The 8,051-nt window shown below is 68.1% G+C and carries 8 protein-coding genes; 4 read left to right on the plus strand and 4 right to left on the minus strand.

Annotated elements, in window-relative coordinates; genetic code table 11:
- Positions 1 to 37 precede the first annotated feature (37 nt).
- From tgmA to tgmC, 3 genes are read left to right on the plus strand one after another with little or no spacing between them, the layout of a single operon-like run.
- Positions 38 to 331: a putative ATP-grasp-modified RiPP gene (gene tgmA, locus ABT288_RS27765; RefSeq protein WP_351613071.1), complete on the plus strand. Its 294-nt coding sequence runs from the start codon at positions 38 to 40 to the stop codon at positions 329 to 331.
- Positions 328 to 1,275, plus strand: a complete 948-nt coding sequence (gene tgmB, locus ABT288_RS27770; RefSeq protein WP_351613074.1) for an ATP-grasp ribosomal peptide maturase — start codon at positions 328 to 330, stop codon at positions 1,273 to 1,275. Before tgmA ends, tgmB begins: the two co-directional genes overlap by 4 nt.
- Complete coding sequence (tgmC, locus tag ABT288_RS27775) at positions 1,272 to 2,390, plus strand: ATP-grasp peptide maturase system methyltransferase (protein ID WP_351613077.1); 1,119 nt, start codon at positions 1,272 to 1,274, stop codon at positions 2,388 to 2,390. Before tgmB ends, tgmC begins: the two co-directional genes overlap by 4 nt.
- A gap of 479 nt (positions 2,391 to 2,869) precedes the next feature.
- Here the strand turns inward: tgmC and ABT288_RS27780 are convergent, their stop codons facing one another.
- The 4 genes from ABT288_RS27780 to ABT288_RS27795 all read right to left on the minus strand — a co-directional run bounded on the left by ABT288_RS27780 (position 2,870) and on the right by ABT288_RS27795 (position 4,786).
- Entirely contained in the window at positions 2,870 to 3,307 is a 438-nt protein-coding gene (locus ABT288_RS27780; RefSeq protein WP_351613080.1) for a VOC family protein, read from the minus strand.
- Between the two features lie 218 nt (positions 3,308 to 3,525).
- Entirely contained in the window at positions 3,526 to 3,963 is a 438-nt protein-coding gene (locus tag ABT288_RS27785) for a hypothetical protein (RefSeq protein ID WP_351613083.1), read from the minus strand.
- Between the two features lie 227 nt (positions 3,964 to 4,190).
- The gene (locus ABT288_RS27790) at positions 4,191 to 4,565 is read right to left on the minus strand and encodes a fic family toxin-antitoxin system, toxin component (protein WP_351613086.1); all 375 of its coding nucleotides are present in this window, start codon (positions 4,563 to 4,565) and stop codon (positions 4,191 to 4,193) included.
- Positions 4,565 to 4,786 carry a hypothetical protein gene (locus ABT288_RS27795; protein WP_351613088.1) on the minus strand — a complete coding sequence of 74 codons (222 nt, stop codon included), beginning with the start codon at positions 4,784 to 4,786 and terminating at the stop codon, positions 4,565 to 4,567. Before ABT288_RS27795 ends, ABT288_RS27790 begins: the two co-directional genes overlap by 1 nt.
- 424 nt (positions 4,787 to 5,210) lie before the next feature.
- On the opposite strand from ABT288_RS27795, the gene ABT288_RS27800 reads away from it, so the two are divergent.
- Positions 5,211 to 7,757, plus strand: a complete 2,547-nt coding sequence (locus ABT288_RS27800; RefSeq protein ID WP_351613091.1) for a DEAD/DEAH box helicase — start codon at positions 5,211 to 5,213, stop codon at positions 7,755 to 7,757.
- Positions 7,758 to 8,051: the final 294 nt, after the last annotated feature.

Below are 8,051 nucleotides of genomic sequence, written 5' to 3' on the forward strand. Positions count from 1 at the left end.
CCTACCCACCCCTGCAACTGCGACACCAAGGAGACGCATGTTCGTCCACTCCGACCGCCTGCCCACGAGCACGGCGGTCCCGCAGGGCACCATCACCCCGGCCCCCTGGGGCCTCAGTCGCATGGCGCCCTACCCGACGATGGCCCCCGGCTACGCCCGGGTCGAGCTGAACCCCTCCACCCAGACCGCCGTGTTCTTCGACCACTCCGGCCAGGTGATGGAGATGCCCGGCCACGGCACCAGCACGGGCACCAGCCCCTCCACGGGCACCAGCCCCGACGGCAACGGCAGCACCCAGGACAGCGACCAGGGGAGCGACAACGACCAGTGAGTGACCCGCGTCCGGTGCTGGTCGTCACCAGTCTGTACGACCCCACCGCCGACGTGGTGATCAGCGAGCTGCACGACCGGCGTGTCCCGGTCGTGCGGTTCGACGCGGGGGACTTCCCCGCATCACTGTCGGTGGAGGCAGAGATCACCCAGGCCGGCATCCGGGGGCGCATCGACACCCCGTCCCGTACTGCCGAACTCGACCATGTCCGCGCGCTGTACTACCGGCGCCCGACCGGCTTCGCCTTCCCACACCTCGACGAACAGGACGCACGGTTCGCCATCACCCAGGCCCGTTACGGCCTCGGGGGCGTGCTCGCATCCCTTCCCGACTGCCTGTACGTGAACCACCCGCACTTCATCGGCGACGCCGAATTCAAGCCCTCCGGCCTGACCGCCGCGGTGGAGGCCGGCCTCCAGGTGCCGCGCACGCTCATCACGTCGAACCCCGACGCCGCCCAAGCCTTCATCAAGCGGCACGGCCCCGCGATCTACAAGCCCCTGTGGAACCCCATTTATCGGATCGACGACGTCTCCTGCGTCGTCAAGATCGCCGAGGTGACCGCCGAGGACATCGACGTCCGGGTGGCCGGCACTGCCCACATGTTCCAGCAGCGCGTACCGAAGACAGCCGACATCCGAGTGACCGTCATCGGCCCGCGCACCTTCAGTGTCCGGATCGACTCCGACCTCCTGGACTGGCGGACCGACTACAGCCGCCTGAGCTACACGCCCGTGCGCACGCCCGCAGAGATCGAGCTGTCGCTCCACGAGTACATGGACCACTTCGGGCTCCATTTCGGCGCTTTCGACTTCGCGCTGGACGCCGAGGGGCAATGGTGGTTCCTCGAATGCAACCCGTCCGGCCAATGGCACTGGCTGGAGCACGAGACCGGTCTGCCGATGTGTGCAGCCCTGGCCGACCTACTGGAAAGGAAGCCGTGAGCGACCACGACCAGCTCCTTGGGCAGCTCATCGACCACATGACCGCCAGCGGCTCCCTGCGCACACAGCCGTGGAAGGAGGCCGCCGCGAGCGTGCCCAGGCACGAATTCCTCCGCAACGGCTTCTTCCGCATGGTGCCCGGCTCGTCGCCCACCGCCTGGGCCCCGGTCCTGGAGGACGGGGACGGCTGGCTCGAGGCCTGCTACGCCGATGAGTCCCTGGTGACGCAGATCGCAGGCACGATCAAGCCGACGGACATCCGCGGCGAGATCATGCGAGAACCGACCAGCTCGAGCACGCTCCCCTCGCTCGTGCTGCGCATGCTCGAGGACCTCGAGGTGGAGCCGGGCATGGAGGTGCTGGAGATCGGCACTGGCACGGGCTACTCGACCGAGGTGCTCTGCGCGCGCGTCGGCGCCGGCCGCGTCACCTCGATCGAGTACGACGAGGAGGTGGCTCTGCGGGCCCGGGAGGCTCTCGGCCGGCTGGGCACGTACCCCAACCTTCTGATCGGTGACGGCCTCCTGGGTGGCAACGAGGGCGCACTGTACGACCGGATCATCGCCACCTGCGCCGTACGCACGGTGCCCGCGGTCTGGCTCGAGCAGACGCGGCCGAGCGGGCAGATCCTGACGACCATCGGTGGCTGGCTGAACGCATCCGAGCTGGTGCGCCTGACGGTCCACGAAGACGGCACGGCCTCAGGCCCGGTACTGGGCGGACAGGTCAGCTTCATGCTCGCCCGGCCCCACCAGGCGCCGCCGCTCAGCCTGCTTCCTGACCTCAGCCGGGGCAAGGAACGCGAGGCCATCATCGGCGCCGACGTCCTGAACGACTGGACGACCCGCTTCGTGGCACAGTTCGCCGTGCCGAACGCGCAGCGCCTGAAACTGCGGCACGGCCAGCACGACGAGGACCTGCTCATCGACGTCGACAGCGGATCGTTCGCCGCGCTACACGAAGAAGACGGCCACTGGATCGTTCGGCAGGAGGGCCCTGACCTGCTCTGGGATACCGTCGAGGAGCACCTCGACCGCTGGCATACCGCCGGGACGCCAGCAGTGGAACAGGCCACCGTCCATGTCACTCCGGAAGGCCAGAGCATCCACTGGTAGACCTCACGACCGGCCCCGCTCATCCGTCTCCACCGCGGCGGATGGGCGGGGCCTTCCGCTGCGCGCGGCGCCCTCACGCCCAACTGCTGCGCGAGCGGACCGCCCGCCATCACCGCCTGGACGACATCCTTCGTGGCGGCGACACCTACAGGCCCTACGTCGGCCAGTACCAATACACGAAGGCGTTCACCCGCGACCACAGCCACACCGATCCAACGGAGCGCGCCCTGCTGTCAGTGCTGGCCGAACAAGCTCAACACGCAGGATGGACAGCCTTCGCCACACGGCGCCCAGTAGATCCCCGCCAGCCTGGACGAGGCCACCACGCTCCCACCAAGCCGGAAATACAGCGCTCGCCGGAAACGCCCTCGCCCACCAGACACCCAATCCGCAAGCCGGGATACAGACCGCAGCAGTGCCCATGAACTCAACGGATCAGCAACACACCGGCCACCGATACAGGCGGTCTCGGACCGGCCTCACCCGGGGTGCTGGTCGTCCTGCACATCGTGCAAGCAAGGGGCGTAGGAGATCCCGACGATCAAACCATCCGCCGTGAGAAGTCTGGCCACCGTCTGGCCCCACGGCTCGGTGCGGGCCTGATGCACCAGCTCGAAGCCCGCGCGCTGCAGCTCGCCACCGGCAGCTGTGACGGCTTCCGCACTCGCCACCTCGAACTCGATCGATGCCTGCGGGACCACGCGGTCGGCGGGCCACTGGGTCGTGCCGAAGCATGCTTCGGCCGCCTGCGAGAGCGGCCACAGGCCGAAGTGCTTGCTGCCGGGGACGCTCCCGCTGGAGTAGTAGCCGTTGCCTTCCCCCTCCAGGGGGAGACCAAGAGTCTCGATGAACAGCTTGCGGCTCAGCGGCGGGTCGGCGACGACCACCGCCACGCTCGTGATGAAGAGAACGTCCATGCCGGTGGAGACACTCCCTGCTGCGACTGGACTTTGAGGGCCACAGACGCGGCCTCCTCGGCACCGCTTTCAGCAGCCGGATCCCACTCAAACTATCCGCCTGCTCCCCAAGGGCCAAGACACCGCGCCAACACCACACTTGAGTCCCCCGATCGGGCCGGCTCATCTTCGCACTGCCGATCAAGACCGTGCCGTCGTGCCGCCGATCCCCGGACGGGCTACCGGGCGCGTTCTGGCAGCACCGTAAATCGGAGCGTCCGCCACTGCGGCATTTTCCGGGTCGAGCAATCGAGCCGAGCCACTGGCCAGTGAAACCCCGCACAATTGCCGCCGTGAGGACAGCGGCGCCAGGGCGCTCGGTCCCGCGCCCGCCCGTCAGGGCCGGTCCAGCCGCCGAGAGCCTTCCAGCGGCTCCGGCGTAACGGCGCCAGGAGCTTGTACAAGTCGCGGTAGAGCCGGTGGGCGTCGAGGTCGTACGCCCGGCCGCGGCCGCACGCGAAGAACACGGTCAGCGCTCCCATCACCGGAGTCGCCACCAGGCCAATGATCAGCGGCGGAATGGTGACGGTCAGTGCCCCGGGAAGGGAGATGCCGAGCGTCACCAGCGTCACGAAGCCGGACAACGACGCAAGCAGGATCCCGTCCGTGGTCTCCATCGTCACCCCGCGCGCTACCAGTGCGCCGCCGTCCCCGTCCGGCTCCGGCACCACATGAAGCCGACCATGGAAGTGGGCACTCTGATTACGACCGGGCGCATTGAACGCGATCCAGCCGCCCTAGCCGACACGACACGCAGGCCAGACACCGACCGATGAGCGCCGCTTACGCAGCACCGCCAACGCCACATCGTGATCCAAGCCGTCGGCATTGAGCCACCACCTGATCAGCCCCAGTTCTTCAGCACATCGGCGACCTGGCGCACGTCGCGGCGTCCCTCGACGGCGTCGACGACCAGCGCGATCGCCTCCTGGCTGCCGACCTTGACCTGGATGCCGCCGGCGTGGAGGTAGGCGTAGGCGACCTGCGCGGCGAACAGCTCGTTCGAGTGCTCGAGGGCAGGAATCCGGGCGAGGGCGTGCAGGAGGGCGGCGGCTCGGTGGTACGCCGCCGGGTAAACCAGGGTGCCCATGACCTCGTGTCGGTGGCGGGCGACGGCGGCGGCCAGCGCGCCGTAGTCGGTGACGTCGGGGTCGCCCGGCACGAGGTTCTGCGCGATATCAAGCAGCCATCGCTCGTCGATGAGCACAATGGGCGGCATCAGGCGGCATGGCTGCTGGGGCCAGTCCCGAAGCGGTCGGCGAACGCCTGCCCATGCTCCTCAACGAACGCCCTCGCACCCTCAAAGAACCGCGTGCGCGCCAGGTCGTCGGTCAGCCGCCGGCTCGCGTACTGATCCGGATCCTCGTGGCCGTCGGCGGCGCGACGCTGCAGCTCCTCGTACGTCTCGTCGTCGACCTTGATGCGGATCTCCTTCGCCATGTCCCCACCGTAGCCGCGCTAGGCGCCGCGTGGGAGTGGATACCAGAACCGAGATCCCGGAACGCCATGGTCAAGGACTGAACGAGGCACCATCGGATCACTACTGACCGTAATACTTGTTGCCGCTCGGCTGCACGTTTGGCTCACCGGGAACGCTTCATGGGCTGAGGAAGCTGTTGCCTCTGGTGCCTGGACGAGCCCGGACCAGACCAATGGCGTCGTGGGGATGCCCCGCCCGGTGCCAATCGACCAGCGGGAGAGGCGTGATCTTCACTGCGCCGGGCTTCCTCGATCTCTGCCCGACTGTGCTGCGACCTGCCTACGGTGACTTCACCCTATCCGCTCACGCGCCATCTACATGCAGGTTTGCCGTTTCCTACCGCGTGAGACCTATCATCGGCCCGGCAGGAGAAGGCAGATCAAAATGGCAGCAAAGGAACTCCGTCCCCACCAGCGAGAAGCCGTGGACGCGGTACTGCGCGCGCTCGAATTGCCTGCTCACTCGACTGTGCCCGAGCGGGGGCTACGGACGCAGGTGATCATGGCAACCGGGACCGGGAAGACCCTCGTGGCCACCCGGAGCGCCGAGGAACTCCGCGCGGGCCGTGTGCTGGTCCTCGTGCCCTCGCTGGACCTGCTCGCCCAGACCGAGGCCGCATGGCGCGAGGGAGGCCGTACAGGCCCGATGATCGGAGTCTCGTCCCTGCGCGGGCAGGAGGCGGGCTTCCCGAACACCACGGACGTGGACGAGCTGGTCGCCTGGGTGCGTCCCTTCGACAAGGTGACCGTGTTCGCCACCTACGCCTCCCTCGGGCTGGGCACGCTGGAGCGCGCGCACGCCGCCGGCCTTCCCGGGTGGTCGCTGATCGTCGTGGACGAAGCCCACAGGGTTTCGGGCCGGATCGGCAAGCCCTGGGCCGTCGTCCACGACAACACCCGCATCCCCGCCCTGCGCCGCCTGTACATGACCGCCACACCACGGCTGTGGCAACTCGACGAGGACTCCGAGCAGGGCGCACCGGGCGAGCTGGTGGCGAGCATGGAGGACGACCCGAACGGCCCGTTCGGCGCCCGCTGCTACACCCTCACGCTGTCCGAGGCGATCGACCGGGGCATCTGCGCGCCCTACCAGGTGGTGTGCGTGGACATCACCGACACCCAGCTCCAGGCCGCCCAACTTCTCGGTATTGAAGGCCGCTCGGAGAAGGTGCGCGGGGCGCGGCTCGCCGCGCTGCAGACCGCTTTGGTGAAGGCGTCCTCGGAGGACAACTTCCGACGCACGCTCGTCTTCCACCACATGGTGAAGGAGGCCGAAGCCTTCGCGGCCGGCCTTCCCGATGTCGCCAAACGGCTGCACGCCACCGATCCGGAGCTGTACCCGCGCACGATCTGGGCCAACTGGCTGTGCGGCGAGCACAAACCGAACCACCGGCAGCGGGTACTCGGGTCGTTCGCCGACGGGATGGCCACCGACGGCACCGTGGTGGAGAAAAGCTTCCTGGGCTCGGTGAGGGTGCTGGGCGAAGGTGTCGACACCAAGAACTGCGACAGCGTCTACTTCGCCGACGTACGCGGCTCCATGCCCGACCTCGTCCAAGCCGTCGGCCGCGCCCTGCGCATCCACCCCGGCGAAGGCAAAACCGCCTCCCTCGTCGTCCCCGTCCTGCTCGGGCCGGGCGAGACGGCAGACAACATGCTCACCAGCCGCGCCTACGGCGGCCTCGCCAAGCTGCTGGAAGCGCTCAGGGCACACGATGCCCGCGTCGTGGAGCAACTCGCCGAACCCCAGGCACCAAGCCGTGTCAGAGGCGTACAGAGCCGCAGCGGGCCCGAAGACGAGGAAGCCGACAGCGACCCAAGCGACCGACTGTCCCTGCCGGCCCGCGCACTTCTGAAATTCAGCACCCCCCGCGATCCCGCGCAGCTCGCGGCGTTCATCAACCTGCGCGTCCTCAACCCCGAACACGCCCACTGGCGACGCGGCATCGAAGCCGCCGCCATCTACAACCGGCTCCACGGCGATCTGAAGGTCCCCTTCACGTACCGCGTCCCCGAGCGCGGCGACCAGGAGGCGCAGACCCAGGGGTGGCCGGCCTCGCTCGCCTCCTTCCCACTGGGGCAATGGATCGCCGACGCCAGGCGCGTCTACGCCCGCAGGGACATGGACGAAGACCGCATCCAGCAGCTGGAGAAGCTGGGCATGGTCTGGTCGCACTTCGACGTCGCATGGGAAGAGGGCCTGGCGGCCGCACGCGGGTGGGCCGCCGAAAACGGGCACCTGTTGGCGCCGACGGACGCCACCCACCAGGGATACCGGGTGGGCATCTGGCTGAAGAACGCCCGAGCCGCCGCCCGCAAGGCCGCCGAGATCGAACAGCGCCGTGCCGAGGGACTGCCCATTCAGTCAGCCGCCGGAGCACTCTCGGAGGAACGGCGCGAACAACTCGCGGACATCGACCCCGCATGGTGCCCCGCATGGCCCGTGGCATGGCAACGCTGCTTCCACCTCACCCGGCAGCACCTGGAAGCCAGCACCACGCTGCCCATGGAACCGGGCGCGGTCGTGCACCAGGGCGAGGACCTCGGACGGTGGGTACGCGCCCAGCGCCTGGGCTGGGACAAGCTCACCAGCGTGCAGCAGTGGATGTGCGAGCACATCCTCGGCATCGAACCCGCTGACGAGGACGAGAAACCGAAGCCGCGCCGTAGCCAGGCCGACAAATGGGCAATGAACTACGCCGCCGCCAAACAGTTCTACCAGCGGGAAGGGCACCTTTGCGTGCCCAGGAAGCACATCGAACGGATCGCCGTCGCCAGCGGGGGCGACAGCCGCGACGGCGAGAGCGGCGGGGACCAGGAGGAACGAGAGATCAAGCTCGGGGCATGGGTCGGGAATCAGAGATCCAGGGCCGCGACCCTGGCCCCGGAACGGATCGAACAGCTCTCCGCCATCGGCATGCGCTGGACGTAGGTCCCGACGGTCTGGCCATGGAAGCGCCCGTATGGAAGCACCTCCTCGCACCACAAGGGCTGTGCCCATTACCCGATGAGCCGACAAGCCGTTGAGTTTGGTGTGCACAGTGCGGGGCGGGACACGGAGAGGGCCGGGCGGATCGATGTTGAGTCTGTGGACGCGCTTTTCCTGGCTGCCGACAGAACGAAGGAGTGTTCTAGGGCCTGTGTGATGTTGTGATCAACCAGTCGTCTTCAGGAGGTCGTTGATCCAGATCATCGAGGCACGGAGGTGGAGGCCGGCAAGGTAGCT

The sequence above is a fragment of the Streptomyces sp. NPDC001093 genome, from assembly GCF_040298985.1.
GTDB lineage: Bacteria > Actinomycetota > Actinomycetes > Streptomycetales > Streptomycetaceae > Streptomyces.